This is a genomic window from Rhodococcus sp. NPDC004095 (genome assembly GCF_053604015.1).
In genome coordinates this window covers 1-15,713 of the sequence record NZ_JBSGGS010000010.1, presented here as the reverse complement: position 1 = coordinate 15,713, position 15,713 = coordinate 1, and the positions used below count along the sequence as shown (strand labels likewise).

General features: G+C 67.7%; 15 protein-coding genes and 1 pseudogene. 5 read left to right on the top strand and 11 right to left on the bottom strand.

The features are described from left to right. Nucleotides 1–115: 115 nt before the first annotated feature. Genes ACWEPG_RS19550 through ACWEPG_RS19540 form a run of 3 tightly spaced genes read left to right on the top strand, consistent with a single transcriptional unit; the run spans nt 116 to nt 2,334 of the window. A complete protein-coding gene (locus ACWEPG_RS19550; protein WP_450115798.1) occupies nt 116–814 on the top strand; it encodes a FadR/GntR family transcriptional regulator in 699 nt (232 codons plus the stop codon). A 19-nt stretch (nt 815–833) separates the two neighbouring features. Next, nucleotides 834–1,304, top strand: coding sequence for a GNAT family N-acetyltransferase (locus tag ACWEPG_RS19545; protein ID WP_452595066.1), 471 nt, complete (start codon nt 834–836; stop codon nt 1,302–1,304). A 7-nt stretch (nt 1,305–1,311) separates the two neighbouring features. Continuing rightward, a complete protein-coding gene (locus tag ACWEPG_RS19540; protein WP_450115799.1) occupies nt 1,312–2,334 on the top strand; it encodes a pirin family protein in 1,023 nt (340 codons plus the stop codon). A 72-nt stretch (nt 2,335–2,406) separates the two neighbouring features. Here ACWEPG_RS19540 and ACWEPG_RS19535 read toward each other — a convergent pair whose 3' ends face one another. From ACWEPG_RS19535 to ACWEPG_RS19485, 11 genes are all read right to left on the bottom strand, one after another. After that, nucleotides 2,407–3,033, bottom strand: a complete 627-nt coding sequence (locus ACWEPG_RS19535; protein ID WP_450115800.1) for a malonic semialdehyde reductase — start codon at nt 3,031–3,033, stop codon at nt 2,407–2,409. A 180-nt stretch (nt 3,034–3,213) separates the two neighbouring features. Continuing rightward, nucleotides 3,214–4,857 carry a class I adenylate-forming enzyme family protein gene (locus ACWEPG_RS19530; protein ID WP_452595065.1) on the bottom strand — a complete coding sequence of 548 codons (1,644 nt, stop codon included), beginning with the start codon at nt 4,855–4,857 and terminating at the stop codon, nt 3,214–3,216. 31 nt (nt 4,858–4,888) lie between these two features. Then, a complete protein-coding gene (locus tag ACWEPG_RS19525) occupies nt 4,889–6,037 on the bottom strand; it encodes a steroid 3-ketoacyl-CoA thiolase (protein WP_452595064.1) in 1,149 nt (382 codons plus the stop codon). 82 nt (nt 6,038–6,119) lie between these two features. Continuing rightward, nucleotides 6,120–6,299 (bottom strand): alpha-hydroxy-acid oxidizing protein, encoded by a 180-nt coding sequence (locus tag ACWEPG_RS19520; protein ID WP_450115816.1) that lies wholly within the window; start codon nt 6,297–6,299, stop codon nt 6,120–6,122. Between the two features lie 162 nt (nt 6,300–6,461). Next, a complete protein-coding gene (locus ACWEPG_RS19515; protein ID WP_450115803.1) occupies nt 6,462–7,082 on the bottom strand; it encodes a TetR family transcriptional regulator in 621 nt (206 codons plus the stop codon). Then, nucleotides 7,079–7,975 carry an SDR family NAD(P)-dependent oxidoreductase gene (locus ACWEPG_RS19510; protein WP_452595063.1) on the bottom strand — a complete coding sequence of 299 codons (897 nt, stop codon included), beginning with the start codon at nt 7,973–7,975 and terminating at the stop codon, nt 7,079–7,081. The genes ACWEPG_RS19515 and ACWEPG_RS19510 overlap by 4 nt, the downstream gene beginning before the upstream one ends. Then, nucleotides 7,972–10,173, bottom strand: a complete 2,202-nt coding sequence (locus ACWEPG_RS19505; protein ID WP_450115805.1) for an acyl-CoA dehydrogenase — start codon at nt 10,171–10,173, stop codon at nt 7,972–7,974. The genes ACWEPG_RS19510 and ACWEPG_RS19505 overlap by 4 nt, the downstream gene beginning before the upstream one ends. A gap of 7 nt (nt 10,174–10,180) precedes the next feature. Further along, nucleotides 10,181–11,044, bottom strand: a complete 864-nt coding sequence (locus tag ACWEPG_RS19500) for an amidohydrolase family protein (protein ID WP_450115806.1) — start codon at nt 11,042–11,044, stop codon at nt 10,181–10,183. Then, nucleotides 11,041–11,901 carry an SDR family NAD(P)-dependent oxidoreductase gene (locus ACWEPG_RS19495; protein ID WP_450115807.1) on the bottom strand — a complete coding sequence of 287 codons (861 nt, stop codon included), beginning with the start codon at nt 11,899–11,901 and terminating at the stop codon, nt 11,041–11,043. Before ACWEPG_RS19495 ends, ACWEPG_RS19500 begins: the two co-directional genes overlap by 4 nt. After that, nucleotides 11,898–13,133 (bottom strand): amidohydrolase family protein, encoded by a 1,236-nt coding sequence (locus tag ACWEPG_RS19490; RefSeq protein ID WP_450115808.1) that lies wholly within the window; start codon nt 13,131–13,133, stop codon nt 11,898–11,900. Before ACWEPG_RS19490 ends, ACWEPG_RS19495 begins: the two co-directional genes overlap by 4 nt. 236 nt (nt 13,134–13,369) lie before the next feature. Next, nucleotides 13,370–14,593 carry a DegT/DnrJ/EryC1/StrS family aminotransferase gene (locus ACWEPG_RS19485; RefSeq protein ID WP_450115809.1) on the bottom strand — a complete coding sequence of 408 codons (1,224 nt, stop codon included), beginning with the start codon at nt 14,591–14,593 and terminating at the stop codon, nt 13,370–13,372. A 368-nt stretch (nt 14,594–14,961) separates the two neighbouring features. Between ACWEPG_RS19485 and ACWEPG_RS19480 the strand changes: the two genes are divergently transcribed. Then, complete coding sequence (locus tag ACWEPG_RS19480; RefSeq protein WP_450115810.1) at nt 14,962–15,582, top strand: TetR/AcrR family transcriptional regulator; 621 nt, start codon at nt 14,962–14,964, stop codon at nt 15,580–15,582. Nucleotides 15,583–15,622: 40 nt separating this feature from the next. After that, a pseudogene (locus ACWEPG_RS19475) lies at nt 15,623–15,713 on the top strand (pyridoxal 5'-phosphate synthase lyase subunit PdxS); the annotation flags it as partial.

The window sequence follows — 15,713 nt, the reverse complement described above, 5'->3', positions numbered from 1 at the left end:
CTCACCTCACATGTAGTCGAACTCACGCGGAATCCAGAAATCATAGGATGACTGGATGAATCCGGGCAAACGACTAAACTCGGCGCCGTCCCACCCGCCCGGAGAAAAGGCCACCGTGCAACCCGTTCGCCGTACCAGTCTGATCGCGCAGGTCACAGAGCAACTCCGCGCCGAGATCACATCCGGGCGCTGGCCCGTCGGCAGCCGGATCCCCACCGAACCCGAGCTCGCCGAGTTGACCGGAACCGGCCGCAACACCATTCGCGAGGCGGTTCAGGCCCTCGCGCACGCCGGCATGCTCGAGCGACGACAGGGATCCGGCACCTACGTGATCGCGACCAGCGACCTCGGCTGCACACTCGGCAAGTACTTCGCGTCGGCCCACGAGAGGGACGTGCTCGAGCTGCGCCAGGCCCTCGACGTCACCGCCGCCGCACTCGCCGCCCGCCGCCGCGACGAGGGCGACGTCGAGAACCTCCAGGCGCTGCTGGAGAAGCGAAACCTCCTCTGGCGCAGCACCGAACCGATGACCCCGGACGACCGGCGGGCCGCGGTCACCGCCGACGTCGCACTGCACCGGGCGATCGTCGCGGCCAGCCACAACGAGGTCTACCTCGAGTTCTACGACTCCCTTCTCCCCACGATCGAGCAGATCGTCACCGGGCACCCCGTCGACGCGGCGAACTCGTTCGAGTCCGAGCACGGCGAACTGGTGCAGTCCGTGATCGACGGCGACCCCGAGCGCGCCGCGACCGCGGCGAGCCGCTTCCTCACCGATCTGATCGAGCTGCGCCGACCCCCCGAACCGGCCTGACACTTCCTACGATGAGGCGGTGCCGACCATCCACCACGCACCGCTCGCCCGCATCGCGCCGGCGACGTTGTACCGGATCATCAGGTTGCGCGTCGAGGTGTTCGTCCACGAGCAGGGCATCGTCTCCGAGCCCGAACTCGACGGCCGCGACCTCGAGCCGAGCACCACGCTGTACTGGACGGAGGAGGACGGCGAGATTCTCGCGACCCTGCGGGTTCTGACCGACGGTCCCGTCGCCCACCTCGGCCGGGTCGCGACCGCCGCGACCGCGCGCGGACGCGGTCTCGCGGGCGAGCTGATCGAGGCGGCGCTGGCCACCTGCCGGGGCGTGGTCGAGATCTCCGCGCAGGCGTACCTCGAATCCTGGTACGGCCGTTTCGGGTTCGTCCGTACCGGCCCGGGCCACATCGAGGCCGGCATCGACCACGTGCCGATGCGGCGCGTCCCGCCCGGCGCGGGCGGGAATCAACTCAACCGCACAGATAGTTGAAGGTTGCATGAACACCAGCGATCCCGTGCTTCAGCAGTTCCGCCTCGGCAGTCCGTGGCAGGCCGTGGACCCCTTCCTGTTCGTCGCGTACCACCACGACGCCTACCCGGAGGGCACCGCCGACCTCGCACCGGACGCCTCCCTCGCGGGACGTCCGCTCGGCCAGGACTTCGGCCACCCGTCGGGCTGGAACATGTACCACGGGCGGCACATCCCCGGCTTCCCCCAGCATCCGCATCGCGGCTTCGAGACCGTCACATACGTGCGGCAGGGCACCGTCGACCACGCCGACTCCCTCGGCGCCACCGCACGCTACGGCGACGGCGACACCCAGTGGCTGACCACCGGCAGCGGCGTCTCGCACTCGGAGATGTTCCCGCTCCTGAAGCGGGACCGGCCCAACCCCCTCGAACTGTTCCAGATCTGGCTGAACCTGCCTGCCGCGTCTAAGACCGCCGACCCGCACTTCTCGATGTTCTGGGGCGAGCAGACCCCGCGCGTGGTGCGGACCGACGATGCCGGTCGGGCCACCGAGGTGACCGTGATCGCCGGAAGCCTCGACGAGGTCGACCCGCTCGCGCCTCCGCCCGAGTCGTGGGCGTCGAACACCGACTCCGACCTGGCGATCTGGCATCTCGACCTGGCGCCCGGCGCACGTTTCGAGCTCCCCGCCGCATCGGGACCCGAGACCCACCGGGTGCTGTACGTCTACGAGGGCTCCGCGGTGCGGATCGGCGACACTCACGTGGACAGCGGATCAGGGGCACTCGTTGACGCCGCCGCACCGGTGACCCTCACCGCGGGTGACGGCGGCATCAAGATCCTGCTGCTGCAGGGCCGGCCGATCGGCGAACCCGTAGCCCAGCACGGTCCGTTCGTGATGAACGACGCCACCGGACTGCAGCAGGCGTTCGAGGACTACCGCCGCACCGGGTTCGGCGGCTGGCCGTGGCCGGCGGACGACCCGGTCCACCCCGCCGACGCAGGCCGCTTCGCCCGGCACCCGGGTGGCCACGTCGACACCCCCTGACCTCGGCCGTCGCAGCGCAGCGGCCCCGACACCGGATCGGCGTGGGGGCCGCTGCATCAGGGCGGGAGGGCGTCAGGCCCAGGCGATCACGTCGTCGTGGTCCAGCCGCGGCAACCGGTCGAACCAGGGGTCGACGCCCGGGTGGCCGATGTTGACCACGAGAATCGACTTGAACCGGCCGTCGGCGAAGAACTCCGCGTCGACACCGGAGGCGTCGAATCCGGCCATCGGTCCGGCCGCGAGACCCTGGGCGCGGACGGCGAGGATGAAGTACGCGGCCTGCATCGCGGAGTTGAAACGACCCGCGCCGGTGCGTGCGGCCTCGTCGGCGGCGTAGTAGTCCTTCATCTCCGGCCGGAACGGCAGCAGGGCCGGAATGTGCTCGTGGAACTCGGTGTCCACGGCGAGCACGGCGACCGCGGGCGCCGACTCCGTCTTGGCGCGGTTGCCCTCCGCCATGTGCGGCAGCAGGCGAGCCTTGCCCTCCTCGGTGCGGACGTACACGACACGCAGGGGCTGGGTGTTCGCGGCAGTCGGCGCCCAGCGGGCGAGCTCCCAGATCCCGGCGAGCTCCTCGTCGGTCACGGGAGCCGAGGAGAAGGTGTTCGCGGTGCGGGCCTGCGTGAACAGCAGCGCACGGCCCGCGTCGTCGAGGCGATCGGCAACCTGGTCCGCGGCGCCTTCGATGAGATCGGTCATGAGACTTTCAACTCCGATGCTTCTAGGAAAAAACTAGTACCTAGTCGAAAGGTAGCAGCTCGTGGGCTTCGGCAACACGGGAAGGTTCCCGAAATACCGGGCAGCACCGAGCCGGCACACACCCACACGGTATGCACCGTCCGGATATGCTTTGCTACAACAGATTTCGCAGTCGGACCACTAAAGCGCAGCCAGGACGTCCGCACGCTTGACCTTGCCGGTGGCGTTGCGCGGCAGTTCGTCGGTCCGGAAGATCCACCTGGTGGGGATCTTGTATCGCGCAATCCGCTCGGACATGTACCCGATCAGGTCCTCTTCCGTCACCTCCGCGTCCGGCGACCGGACCACCACGGCACAGACCTCCTCGCCGTAGTCGTGATGCTCGGTACCCAGAACGATGCACTCACGCACCCGCGGATGCTCCGCGAGCACGTCCTCGACCTCGGCCGGGTAGACGTTCTCACCGCCACGGAGAATCAGATCGGAACGGCGACTGCTGATCCGGAGGTATTCGTCCTCCATGATGCCCAGGTCGCCGGTGCGCATCCAGCCGGTGTCGTCGATCGCCGCCGCGGTCGCGTCCGGGTTGTTCCAGTAACCGAGCATGACGAGCGGACCCCGCACGTGGATCTCGCCCTCGACACCGTCCGGGACTCGGCCACCGTGCTCGCCCCGAACCTCGACGCACATCGTGGGCACGGCGGTGCCGACGGTGCCCGGACGCTCCACCAGGTCTGCGGCCGTCGCCAGGGTCGCCGCCGAGGACGACTCGGTAAGGCCGTAGGACGTTCCGAGGGATTGTCCCGCCGCGGGCAGCATCTCCCGAAGTCTGTCCTTCAGCATGGCGGAAGACGGCGCGGAACTGATCGAGATCGTCTGGAGCGACGAGAGATCGTACGCGGAGAGATCCCCGTGCTCGACGAGCCGGCTCACCATGGTGGGGACGGCGCCCCAGTTGGTGAGACGCTCACACTCGACCAGTCGCAGGACCCGGTCGATGTCGAACCGACCGGTGGTGATCACCGCGGTGTCGCCGAAGGCGAGGCGGGGGACGGCGAGGTTGTGCAGGGCGGCGATGTGGAAGAGCGGTGTCGCGAGCAGAAATCGCCGGCTGGCCGGAACTCGGCCCAGTTCGGCGGCGAGCGAATCGTTGAACCGGTGGAAGTCCACCGCGGCCACCATGTTCCGCTGCGAGTGCGTGGCGCCCTTGGGCCGACCGGTCGTACCGCTGGTGAAGAGGATGACCGCTGGATCGTCCTCGTTCACCTCGAGTGCAGGCAACTCGGCGCCCGGACAGGCCGCCGACAGCGCCGGGATGTCGTCCTCGACCGACAGAACCGGGATGTTCACCGCACCGAGCAGCTTCCGGCGAGGAGCGTCCGCGACGACAAGGCTCGGCTCGGAAAGCTGCACCCCGTACGAGATCTCGCGGGCCGACCACAGGGAGTTCAATCCCACCGTGACGGCACCGAGCGCGGTCGCGGCCCAGAAAGTCGTGATCCATTCGGCATTGTTGGCGGACAGGATCGCAATGCGATCGCCCTTCGCGAGGGCGTATCGGGAACGCAACTCGTGAGCGAGCGACGCGACCCGGTCGAGGTGCTCGGCGAAGGTCAGCCGGAGGTCGTCGCACACCAGGTACTCGGCATCACCGTAGCGGGCGGAATCGACGAGCAATCGATGCAGGGACCGGCACCTGTTGCGAAACACCGGCATCGTGGCGCCACGCACCTGCTCCTCGACGATCTCGAAGGCGGCACCCGGCGCGGTGAGTCGCGCGATGGCTTCCGTACGCGCATCCGACGCGCGACGAAGGTCGGACATCTCTACACCTTTCGGAAGAGGGTCGATCCGGTCACACGCGCTCGATGATCGCGCCGGTCGCCATGGCACCACCCGCACAGACCGCGACGAGGGCACGTTCGGCGTCGCGACGCTCGAGTTCGTCGACCACCGCCGCGATCAGCCGCACACCCGACGACCCGACCGGGTGGCCGAGTGCGATGGCGCCACCGCCCACGTTCAGCCGGTCCTCGTCCACGCCGTGTACGCGGGCCATCGACATCGGGACGGCCGCGAACGCCTCGTTGACCTCGAAGAGGTCGATGTCCCCGACGGACAGGCCGGTTCGCTCGAGCAGGTACTCGGTCGCCTGTACCGGGCCGTCGAGGAGGAAGTGCGTCTCGGCGCCGATGAGGCACTGCGCGACAATTCTGGCCCGCGGTCGCAGACAGAGTTCGCGCGCACGTGCCTCGTCCATGAGCACCGCGGCGGCGGCGCCGTCGGAGATCTGGGAGGAGGTACCCGCGGTGTGCAGGCCCCCGTCGAGGACGGGCTTCAGGCGCGCGAGCGCCTCCATCGACGTCTCCCGCAGGCCCTGGTCGCGGGACACCACGGCGGGCGCCGCCCCGTCCGCCCCTGGCGCCTTCACCGGAATGATCTGGCGATCGAACCGGCCGTCGTCCCACGCTGTTGCCGCGCGCTGCTGGGACCTGAGCCCGAACGCGTCGAGGTCCTCGCGCGTGAATCCCCTGCGGCGCGCGATCCGATCGGCGCCCTCGAACTGGGCCGGGATGTCCACGGTCCAGCCCGCGGGCTTGGGGCTGCCGAAATCGCCGCTGATGTTGGACAGCAGAGGCACCCGGGACATCGCCTCGACACCGCATGCCATTCCCACATCGATGACGCCGGCGGCGATCTGGGCGGCGATCAGGTGCACGGACTGCTGTCCGGAGCCGCACTGGGCGTCGATGGTCGTCACGCCCGTCCGCTCCGGCAGGCCCGCGTGCAGCCATGCGTTGCGACTGACGTTCGACGCCTGCTCCCCCGCCTGGGTGACGCAGCCGCCGATCACCTGCTCGACGACCGCCGGGTCGAGGTTCAACCGCTCGAGCAGACCCGACTGGACGGCACCGAGCAGTTCGGCTGCGTGCAGGCCGGACAGCCAACCGCCGCGTCGGCCGATCGGCGACCTAGCCGCATCCACGATCACCGGTTTGCCCATTGCAGTCCTCCTCGAGCGTCGCGAGCACAACTAGAACGTGATTCTTGATACACAGGAATATTGCACGAATCACCTTCCGGTCTCACTGGATGGAAGAAGGAGCCATCAGAATTTTGTTCTTGTTTCCACCGGTGGCCGCACGCACGTGCGATCGGTTGAGATCCCGGATGTCGCGCACACCGAGCAGGGTCATGCCGCGCTCGATCTCCGACCGCAGGATCGTCAGGACGTGGTCGACGCCGCGGTCACCGGCAACCGCCATCCCGGACAACACCGGCCTGTCGACGGCGTCAAGCTTGCCGACGACTTCGTCGACCTTCTCTTCAACGGCTGGGTCACATCCGAGAGCCGCTGGCGCTCGCGGCAACACGATGCCGCCCGCTCGTGAGGAATCCGGGTTTCCACCCCGGAATCTCCCAGGCGCTCACGCGTAGTCCCCGAGGATCAGCCGCGCCACATCCTGGACGTTGCGGAGTGCCTCGGGGAACCCGATCCGACCCGTCGTCCACAGCATCAGCGAGTTCAGCATGGTGCTACCGATCGACAACGACGCGAGCCTCGCACGTTCGGCGGGTACACCGTCCATCAGGTCGAAGAGTGCCGTCCTGTTGAGAGCGGATCGCTCGTCGAGAATGTCACGCACGTACGGGTCGTCCGAGGTCTGCAGTTCCACCTCGAGACGCGCGAAGTTCGGGCCGCGCTGAAAGGCCTTCATCTGCCGCGTGTACAGGTCGACGACCCGTTCCAGGACCGAACCGTGCGCCCGCCCGCGTGTGCCGGTGGCCCGCTCATCGGCGAGCCGCTCCGCGAGAATGTCGTTCCACGCCGCCATCGATGCGGCCAGCAGGTGCTGCTTGGCCGGGAAGTACCGGTACAGCGTGCCGAGCGCGACACCCGACCGCTCCGACACCTCGCGCATCTGGATGCGGTCCGGGCTCGTCTCGCCGAGCATCCCGATCACGGTGTCGAGCAGGTGGCCTCGACGTTCCCGCTGGGCATCGGTCATGTCGTCGGGGCTCAGTGGCGCGGCAACGGATTCGGTCACGCGTCCAGCTTAGCGGTCGTCAAACCGCCACCACCTGGCCCGTTGTCGGCTGACGCGATGAGATGCCCGCCCAGCACGTCGTGCAACTCGTCCTGATTCCATCGCGACGCCGACCGCAGGCGCGTTTCCACGGTGGGCGCCGCCATGACGTCGATCCGGTCGCCGTACGCCACCAGGACGCGACCGGTGATCGGATCGGCCGCGGGCGACGCGAGGTAGACCACGAGCGGCGTCACGTGATCGGCCGACAGCGGATCCTCCCCCGCGTCCGGACCCGGGCCGAACACCTCGCTTGTCATCGCGGTCCGGGCACGCGGGCAGATTGCGTTGGCGCGCACACCGAATGCACCACAGCCCCGCGCCGTCGACGTCGTCAAGGCGACGACCCCGGCCTTCGACGCCGCATAGTTGGCCGCACCCGGCGGGCCGGAGGCATATGCCTCCGACGACGTGTTGACGATGCGCGCGTACACCGGCGCTCCGGTCTGCTTCGCGCGGCGCCGCCAATGGTCGGTCGCGGCCCGAGTCGTGAGGAAGGTACCGCGGAGATTGACCCGCAGCACCGCATCCCATTCGTCCGCAGACATGTTGAACACCATGCGATCCCGGATGATGCCCGCATTGTTCACGAGGATGTCGAGTCCCCCGAACCGCTCGACCGCGAGGGCGATCAGCCGATCCGCGGTGGACTGCTTGCCCACGTCACCGACGCACGTGACCACGCTCCCACCGCCGCCGCGGATCTCCGCGGCGACCTCGTCGATCCGTTCACTGCGCGCATTGATCACGAGGTTCGCGCCCGCCGCCGCGAGTGCGAGGGCCTCGGCCCTGCCGAGTCCCTCGCCGGCCCCCGTGACGACCGCGGTGCGGCCGTCGAGGAGACCACCCGTCATCGCGGTTCCCGTGGCAGCCCGAGGATCTGCTCGGAGATGACGTTCAGCTGGATCTCGAGCGTGCCGCCGCCGATGAGCAGCGACGGCGTCGACAAATAGGCCTTGGCCGCACGGCCGCCCCCTGACACGTCCGCGCCCAGGCTGCCCACGGCCGCTTCCGGCCCGAACCACTCGAGCACCTGTGCGGTCGCGTCGGTGATGTGGCGCGCCGACGCGGCCTTGAGCGCGCTCGCCTCGACTCCCGGGTTCAGTCCGGACAGGCGCTTGAGAACGCTGCGATGGGCGAGCGCGTCCAGTGCACCTGTGGCGGCGGTGATCCGGCCGAGCGCAGGCAGCGCGTTGTGCCGGTCGGCCGGGTCGAGACCACGCACGACCTCGATCGGATCGAAGCGATGCCGTCCCGCGACGGGCGTCGTCCCCATCGCGACCCGCTCGTTCGCGAGTGTCGTCCGGGCCACCTTCCAGCCCTCCCCCGGCGCGCCCACCAGATCGGCGTCCGGCACGAACACCCCTCCGAGGACGACCTCGTTGAACATCCGGTCGCCGTTGGCCTCCCGCAGGGGCCGGACCTCGACGCCCGGTGCGGTCATGTCGACGAGGAAGAAGCTGATGCCGCGATGCTTGGGCGCCTCGCGGTCGGTGCGGGCCAGACAGATTCCCCAGTGCGCCTCGTGGGCCTTGGAAGTCCACACCTTGCTGCCGTCGATCCGCCAGCCGCCGTCGACCCTGCTGGCGAAGGTCGTCAGCGCCGCGAGGTCCGAGCCCGCGCCGGGTTCGGAGAACAACTGGCACCAGACGATCTCGCCGCGCAGGGTCGGGGCGACCAGACGTTCCATCTGCTCCTGCGTGCCGTACTGGAGGATCGACGGCAACGCCCACTCTCCGATGACCGTCGTGGGTTGCGGCATCCCGACGCGATCGAACTCCTCGGCGATGATGAGCTGACCGGCAGTGTCCGCACCCACGCCGTACGGTTCGGGATAGTGCGGCGACACCAGTCCCCGATCGGCGAGCAGCACGCGTGCCGCCTGCGGGTCGAGCCGAGCGGCCTCCGCGACGGTCGCGGCGACACGCGCCCGGAACTCGGGGCGATCCTCGACCCCGGGTGCCGCGTGCCGTTCGACGGTCAGTGCCAACTCGCCTGCGCTCCTGGCCCACTCGTCCTGGGATCCGCCCAGCGCGAGCAGACTCACCGCCCGCCGCCAGTACAGGTGGATGTCGTGCTCCCAGGTGTTGCCGATGCCACCGAGCAGCGTCACGCAGTCCAGGACCACATCCACGGCCTCACGCCGGCACACGGTCGCCGCGCGGGCCGCGGTCAGAGCCGCCTGTTCTCGGTCCCCACTGTCCGCCGCCGTCGCGGCATCCCACACCGCGCTGGTCATCATCTCGACACGGATGAACAGCTGCGCGCACTTGTGCTTGATCGCCTGGAAGGAGCCGATCGGCTTCCCGAACTGCTCCCGGATCTTGGTGTAGGCGAGGCTCGTCTCCTGCGCCCAGCGGGCGATGCCGACCGCCTCGGCGCACTGGAGAACGGTCGCGAGCGCGCCCACTTCCCCGGGCAACGCCCCGAGGATGTGGTCCGCCGGAATTCTCGTTTCCGACAGGTGAATCCGTCCGATGTCCCGGGTCAGGTCGACCCCTTCCTCTGCGACGCGACTGACGCCGCCCGCACCGGAGGGAACGACGAACCACACCGGCTTCTCGTCGCAGTGGCCCGCGAGCACGAGGATGTCCGCACCGACGGCACCGAGGACGGGAACCGTGGTGCCCGACGCGACGACCTCGTCGCCGTCGCCTTCGAGCGTGACCGACCCGGGTCCGAGCGCGCACGCACCGGTCGCACCCGCCGCGAAGCGCGGCAACAGCATCTTGTGCGCGGCATCCGTGCCGTGCGTCACGACCGCCGCACTCGCCGTCACCGTCGCGAGCAGCGGACCCGGCACCAACCCGTGTCCCGACTGTTCCAGCGCGACCGCCAATTCCAGCAATCCCGCGCCGGCACCGTCGAACACCTCGGGGATGTACAGCGACGGAATCCCCATGTCCACAAGTTGTCTCCAGTGGTCCGGCAGCTCACCTCGACCGAGTTCCGTGAACCGGGTCCGGGTCCGCTCCACGGGTGTCTCCCGCGCAGCGAATCGGGTGAGCGTGTCGGCGAGTGCCTCGTGATCTGCTCCGATACCGATCGGCATGTCCGAATCAACCTTTCAGTTTGAGCACCTTGCGGGCGTTCTCGTGCAGGAACTTGGGCCACACCTCGTCCTTGAACGGCACGTGCGGCATGTCGGTGAAGATCCGGTCGAGCGTCAACCCGGCCGGGAAGTAGCCCGCATAGATGATCTTGTCGGCACCACGCGTGTTCGCGTAGTCGACGATCGCCTTCGGGTAGTGCTTGGGCGCGAACGCCGACGTCGAGTAGTACAGGTTGGGCCACTTGAGCATCAGCTTGATCGCCAGGTCCTCCCACGGTTCGCAGCCGTGCCGGGTGACGAACACCAGATCCGGGAAGTCGAACATCACGTCGTCGATGAGTTCGACGTGCTGCACGGCGGACTTCACCCGCGGCCCCGCGATCCCGGCGCACGCGAAGATCGGGATGTCCAGCTCGACGCACTTGGCGTAGATCGGGTACATCTGCGGCGCGTTGAGCGCCACCTGTGGGAACGTGCCCGCGGCAAACGAGCTGACCGAGCGGATGCCGAACTCCTCGTACTCCCGAGTCATCCGGTTCAGGGTTCCCATGATGTCGTTGGGGTCCACCGCGGAACCCTGCGGCACGAATCGGTCCGGGAACGCCCGAACCGCCCGCTGACCGGATTCCTTGGCCATGCTGACCATGCCGATCTCGATGCCGTGCTTGTCCATCTCGTGCAGCGTCACCGAGATCGGATCGTCGGTCGCGAGATCCGGCACACCCTTGAACATGTACTGCGCGGGCATGTGGAACTCGTCGCGGCTCTGCCGATCCTTCGTCTGACGCGTGATGAACGCGTACTCGTCGTACCCGGCCTCCCGGAAGCCGATGTGTGTGTCGACGATCGGAATGCCGTCGTAGGGCGTCATGCGTTCTGCTCCTTCACGATCAGCCTGCCGTCGAGGCCGTGCACCGTGACCTTCTCACGTTCGAGAATGTCGAGGCTCGCCTCGACGTGGCCGGTGTGGTGCGGTGCGGCGTCGCACAACCACGTCACCGCCTCCACCATCTCCTCGAGCGATTCCGGCACGAACCACCGGGACCCGACCATGTTCGACGCGACCGACAACGCACCCGCCGTCGCGACAGCCGAGCGCGGACGCACCGCGTTCACCCGGATCCCGGTGCCGACGAGTTCCGCGGCCAGGCCCGCGGTCATCCGGTCCAGCGCGACCTTGCTCATGCCGTAGAGGGTCGTGCCGTGGATGGCGGCGTCCAGGTCGGTCTCGCCCGGAGGCAGCGCCTCCACCGGCCTGATCCGTGCCGTGCCACTGGTGATGTTGACGATCCAGCCCTCGCCACGCTCCCGCATGCCGGGGATCACCCGCTGCGCCAGGTCCAGCGGCGCATGCACGTTCACCTCGAACGTCAGGTGCGCGCGCGTGGACGGGTAGTCGCGCAGCGGCTGGAAGATCGCAGCCGCTGCGTTGTTGACGAGGATGTCGATCGGCCCGCCGAGCGCCTCCTGCGCCTCCGGGACGATCCCCGCACGTGCGTCGGCGTCCTCGAGCGCCGCGGGCACGATCACCGTCGTGCCACCGGCCGAGCGGATCACCTCGGCCGTCCGGGCCAGGGTGCCGTCGAAGCCGCGACCGGGCTCGTCGACCGTGCGCGCGACGATCGCGACGGAAGCGCCTTCCGCGGCAAGCCGCTGCGCGATACCGGCACCGATCCCCCGGCTGGCGCCGGTGACGATCGCACGACGTCCGTGCAGCCTGCCCGTCACGCGCTCAGCTCCGCCTCGAGCTGCTCGGCGAAGGACTCGCGCAACAGGACGTCGTTCGGATCGTCGGGCAGCTCGGTGAGCGGCTGCGCGACCTCGGACGGCGTGGGTCCGTACTTCGCTGCCAGCGGGGCCAGCGCATCCAGGTCGAAGTCGTAGAGCTCGGCGGCGTTCGCCGCGAACAGCTTCCGCAGCTCCGCCTCGTCCACGTCGTGCATGACCTGGCGGATGCACTCGCGCGTGAACGGGTAGGTGCCCTCGTTGTGCGGGTAGTCGCTGCCCCACATGAACTTGCCCTCGCCGAGGGTGTCGCGCGAGGCCATGTCCTGGGCCGAGGGCATCGTGGCACCGACCCACACGTTGCGCCGGAAGTACTCGCTCGGACGCAGCGGCAACTGCTCGTCCTCGCTGTAGAACAGCTCACCGATCCGTCCGGTCCGCTTGACCCGCAGGTCGACGGTGTCGAGCTGACGCATCAGGTCAGGCGCCCACGCGCAGCCCTGCTCGGACACCGCGAACTTGAGCTTCGGGAATCGCTCGAACACGCCGGACAGGATCATCTGCACGAGCGGACGCATCGAGTAGAAGCCAACCTCGTTGATGTAGAGCAGCGAGGAGGTCTTGTAGCGGCCGTAGTCCGGCAGACCCGTGCCTGCATGACTGTTCACCGGGACGCCGAGGTCCTCGCAGACCTCCCAGAGTCGGTCGTACTCGGAGTCGTACAGTGGCTTGACCCACTTGATGTCGGGCGCGAGATTGGGCAGCAGGATGCCACCGCGCAGGCCGTTCTCCTTGATCCACTCGACGTCCCTGATCGCCTCGTCGACGTCGTTGAGGAACACCTGTGCGACACCGGCGCGCTGTGCGGGAGCGTCGTTGCAGAAGTCGACGAGCCAGCGGTTGTGTGCGCGGATGCCGGCGAGGCGCTTCTCGAAGTCCTCGGCGCGCGGCGGGCCGGCCAGTACCGCGGCGCTGGGGAAGAACGGCGGCACGGTATTGGGGAAGAGCACCTCACCGACCGTGCCGTCCTGCTGCGTCTCCCGCTGCCGACGTTCGTTGTCCCAGTTGCGGGTTCGGCCGTCGTCAACCAGGTCTCGGTAGGGGTTCTTGTACTTTCCGCGCCACGCGTCGAACTCCTCGTGCCACGTGGACTCGAGGTAGCTGCGGTAGGTCGCGTGATCGGCGCCGGCATGGCTGTCCGCGGAGATGAGGATGTAGGGCGTTTCGTTCGTCACTGTGGGCGCTCCTGATCGGCGACTCAATATGAAATCGTGTTCTACACAACTGTCGTTGACATTAGCCAGATAGCGCCACATGTCAAGTGCGAGTCCCATTCCATAGTAGAACGTCGTTCCATCTCTCTTCCGCGAGGAGCGCCGAACCGGCGAGAACGCAACGAGCCCCCGACCGGAGGCCGGGGGCTCGGGCACGAGCGGACTCGGTGCCGGCGGCAACGCCGCTTGCGTGCGCGCTACGACAGCGACGCGACGAACTTGGATGCAAAGGCGTGAATGCTGGCAACCACGTGATCGAGCTCCTCGTCGCTCATGCCGTGACTCATCCCGAGGGACATGCCGCGCTCGAACACCTCGTCCGCGAACGGCAGGCCGTCCTCGGGTGTGCGGTACTCGACATTGCGCATCATCGGGTGGCGAGTAACGTTGCCGCTCCATACCGTTCGGGTGTCGATTCCGGCACCTTCGAGCGACTCCTGCAGATCCGACCGCTCGAATCCGGCGTCCTCTCGGATCGTGACGGGGTAGCACAACCACGCGGTGTAGAACCCCTCGAGCGGCCTCGGGAGACGGAACAGTGACGGGTAGGCGCCGAAGGCCGCGGTGAACGCATCGAAGATCTCGTGGCGACGCTTGTAGTTGACGCCGAGCTTGCTCAGCTGGACCAGCCCGAACGCGGCACCCAACTCGGACGGCTCGAAATTCCAGGGCAAGACGTCGAAGATGAAGTCGTTGTCGTACGCGACGCCGTCGAGACTCTCGCGGAACACCCGCCCGGTCCGCGCCTGCTCGGAGCCGAACAGGTGCGGCTCGGATCGACGACCCCACCGCCGGAGCATCAGACCCTTGTCGCGGAGCTTCTCGTCGTCGAGGCAGACCATGCCGCCATTGCCGGCGCACGTGATGATGTGCGACATCGCGAAGCTGGTGACGGTGATGTCCGACCGCGATCCAGTCTTGGTGCCGCGCAGGGTCGTTCCGATGCAGTCGCACGAGTCCTCGATGACCTTGAGGTCGTGACGGTCTGCGATCTCGCGGATGGCGTCCCAGTCGGGTGCGTTACCGGCCAGGTTCGGAACCAGGATCGCCCTGGTCCTGTCGGTGATCAGCGCCTCGATCTTGGACGCATCGACGTTGTACGTGTCCGGCTCGACGTCGACGAACACGGGGATCCAGCCACCACGGACGATCGGCGAGACGTCGGTGGAGAAGGTCAGCGGCGAGGTGATGACCTCGGACCCCTTGGGCAGATCGAGCAGTTCGAGCGCCAGGTACAGCGCCGACGACCCCGAGTTGCACATCAGACCCAGCTTCTTGCCGTAGATGTCGGCGACCCGGCGCTCCATCTCGGCGACGTTCTTGCCGATCTTCAATGCGAACGGGCCGCCGCGCAGCACCTCCATGCACGCGTCGATCTCGGCGTCGTCGTGGACACTGCGGGCGTAGACAACTCTGGTCATGAGATCTCCTCATCAAAGGTTCGGGAGGGAGGCTGCAGTGCCGATCCGCGCTGCGGTCGCGTCGGACCCCGCATCGAGTCGATGAGGAAGGCAGCCCGGTCGCACTCCAGGAACGTGTGTGCCCGAATGGGCCGGTGGTTGTGGACGCGCCGTTTCAGGCCGCCCACCCTCGTGACTGAATGACGTATTGAACGTTCATTCAAACGCAATATAGATCGGAGCGATCGGGACGTCAAGGACCGCGACACGACCCCGCTCCGGTCGCACGTTCACATGAACCATGTTGCAGTGCATCATCATTGAACGCCGCATCTCGAGTCCGTGACCACTCGTTTGACCCGAGAAAACCCGCCCACTATGGTGTTTGAATGATTGTTCAATCGGAAGGTGTCGGCGCGTCCGGAACTCAGGACCGCAGGTCCGAGATCCTCGGCGCCGCATCCGCCGCGTTCGCGACGAACGGCATCGCGGGTACGTCGATGCGCGAGATCGGTGACGCGGTCGGACTCAACGCCGGTGCGCTGTACCACTACTTCCGATCGAAGAACGCCATCGTCAACGAGCTGGTCACCGGATACCTGTCGGATCTGCTCGCCGACTATCGGGCAATGAACCTCGACGGCCTCGATCCACGTGCCCGCCTGAAGGCCATTGTCGACGTCTCGCTCGCCACCGGCGCCGCGCGGCCCGACGCCACCAAGGTCTACCACGCGGAATTCGCGAACCTGCGTAACCTCCGGGACTACGCCGAGGCCCGACAACTCGCCGACTCGATCCAGGGCATCTGGCTCGACGCGATCGAGGCAGGCAAGGACGCCGGAGTCCTTCGAAAAGACGTCCCTTCCAAAGTTTTTCACCGATTCCTGCGGGACTCCGTGTGGTTCAGCGTGTACTGGCGCAAGCCCGACGACCCGTACACCCTCGACGAACTCTCCGAGGACTGCATTTCGGTGTTCCTGGACGGCATGGCCCTGCGACCAGCACCCTAGCCACCACCCCCACCCTGTACCGCGAAGGAAGAAATCTGCCGTGAGCACCCCCGATACCGCCCCGACGACTGGAACGGCCCGCGTCAAGCGGGGCATGGCCGAGATGCTCAAGGGCGGCGTGATCATGGACG

What these genes read in the sequence shown, in the direction of transcription:
- ACWEPG_RS19530 (WP_452595065.1), bottom strand. Translation starts at nt 4,857, where the DNA reads ATGTCCGACCTTCGTCGCGCGTCGGATGCGCGTACGGAAGCCATCGCG.
- ACWEPG_RS19485 (WP_450115809.1), bottom strand. Translation starts at nt 14,593, where the DNA reads ATGACCAGAGTTGTCTACGCCCGCAGTGTCCACGACGACGCCGAGATC.
- ACWEPG_RS19525 (WP_452595064.1), bottom strand. Translation starts at nt 6,037, where the DNA reads ATGGGCAAACCGGTGATCGTGGATGCGGCTAGGTCGCCGATCGGCCGA.
- ACWEPG_RS19480 (WP_450115810.1), top strand. Translation starts at nt 14,962, where the DNA reads ATGATTGTTCAATCGGAAGGTGTCGGCGCGTCCGGAACTCAGGACCGC.
- ACWEPG_RS19540 (WP_450115799.1), top strand. Translation starts at nt 1,312, where the DNA reads ATGAACACCAGCGATCCCGTGCTTCAGCAGTTCCGCCTCGGCAGTCCG.
- ACWEPG_RS19500 (WP_450115806.1), bottom strand. Translation starts at nt 11,044, where the DNA reads ATGACGCCCTACGACGGCATTCCGATCGTCGACACACACATCGGCTTC.
- ACWEPG_RS19510 (WP_452595063.1), bottom strand. Translation starts at nt 7,975, where the DNA reads ATGACGGGTGGTCTCCTCGACGGCCGCACCGCGGTCGTCACGGGGGCC.
- ACWEPG_RS19520 (WP_450115816.1), bottom strand. Translation starts at nt 6,299, where the DNA reads ATGGCGGTTGCCGGTGACCGCGGCGTCGACCACGTCCTGACGATCCTG.
- ACWEPG_RS19505 (WP_450115805.1), bottom strand. Translation starts at nt 10,173, where the DNA reads ATGCCGATCGGTATCGGAGCAGATCACGAGGCACTCGCCGACACGCTC.
- ACWEPG_RS19535 (WP_450115800.1), bottom strand. Translation starts at nt 3,033, where the DNA reads ATGACCGATCTCATCGAAGGCGCCGCGGACCAGGTTGCCGATCGCCTC.